Source organism: Pseudomonas sp. NPDC089554, from assembly GCF_050280645.1.
Lineage (GTDB): Bacteria > Pseudomonadota > Gammaproteobacteria > Pseudomonadales > Pseudomonadaceae > Aquipseudomonas.
In genome coordinates, this window is record NZ_JBNNVR010000201.1 from 1 (window position 1) to 1,412 (window position 1,412).

1 protein-coding gene is annotated in these 1,412 nt (G+C 64.2%); it reads left to right on the plus strand.

Annotation, left to right across the window (positions count from 1 at the left end):
* On the plus strand, positions 1-1,412 hold a 1,412-nt coding region (gene gcl, locus ACQKPE_RS26530), incomplete at both ends, for a glyoxylate carboligase (RefSeq protein ID WP_427669647.1).

The following is a 1,412-nucleotide window of genomic DNA, read 5'->3' on the forward strand; positions in this document are numbered from 1 at the left end:
GAAGGCGCCTCGCACATGGCCGAGGGCTACACCCGCACCAAGGCCGGCAATATCGGCGTGTGCATCGGCACCTCCGGCCCTGCCGGCACCGACATGGTCACAGGCCTCTACAGCGCCTCGGCCGACTCCATCCCGATTCTCTGCATCACCGGCCAGGCCCCACGTGCTCGCCTGCACAAGGAAGACTTCCAGGCCGTCGATATCACCAGCATCGTCAAGCCGGTGACCAAATGGGCGACCACTGTGCTGGAGCCGGGCCAGGTGCCTTACGCGTTCCAGAAGGCCTTCTACGAAATGCGCACCGGCCGCCCAGGCCCAGTGTTGATCGACCTGCCGTTCGACGTGCAAATGGCCGAGATCGAATTCGACATCGACGCCTACGAACCGCTGCCGGTGCACAAGCCCTCCGCCACCCGCGTGCAGGCGGAAAAAGCCCTGGCCCTGCTCAATGATGCCGAGCGCCCGCTGCTGGTGGCCGGTGGAGGCATCATCAACGCCGATGCCAGCGACAAGCTGGTCGAGTTCGCCGAACTGACCGGTGTACCGGTGATCCCGACCCTGATGGGCTGGGGCACCATTCCCGATGACCATGCGCTGATGGTCGGCATGGTCGGTTTGCAGACCTCGCACCGTTATGGCAATGCCACCCTGCTCAAATCCGACCTGGTGTTCGGCATCGGCAACCGCTGGGCCAACCGCCACACCGGTTCCGTGGACGTGTACACCGAAGGCCGCAAGTTCGTGCATGTGGACATCGAACCGACCCAGATTGGCCGCGTGTTCACCCCGGACCTCGGCATCGTGTCCGACGCAGGCGCTGCTCTGGACGTGTTCCTGGACGTGGCCCGCGAATGGAAAGCCGCAGGCAAGTTGAAGTGCCGCAAGGCCTGGCTGGAAGACTGCCAGCAGCGCAAGGCCAGCCTGCAACGCAAGACCCACTTCGATAACGTGCCGGTCAAGCCGCAGCGCGTGTACGAAGAGATGAACCAGGTGTTCGGCAAGGACACCTGCTACGTCAGCACCATCGGCCTGTCGCAGATCGCCGGTGCGCAGTTCCTCCACGTGTACAAGCCACGTCACTGGATCAACTGCGGCCAGGCCGGCCCGCTGGGCTGGACCATTCCGGCAGCGCTGGGCGTGGTCAAGGCCGACCCGAGCCGCAAGGTGGTGGCGCTGTCCGGTGACTACGACTTCCAGTTCATGATCGAGGAACTGGCCGTGGGCGCGCAGTTCAACCTGCCCTACGTGCACGTGCTGGTGAACAACGCCTACCTCGGCCTGATCCGCCAGGCGCAGCGTGGCTTCGACATGGACTACTGCGTGCAACTGGCGTTCGAGAACATCAACGCCAGCGAAGCAGGTAACTATGGCGTCGATCACGTGGCCGTGGTCGAGGGCCTGGGTTGCAAGGC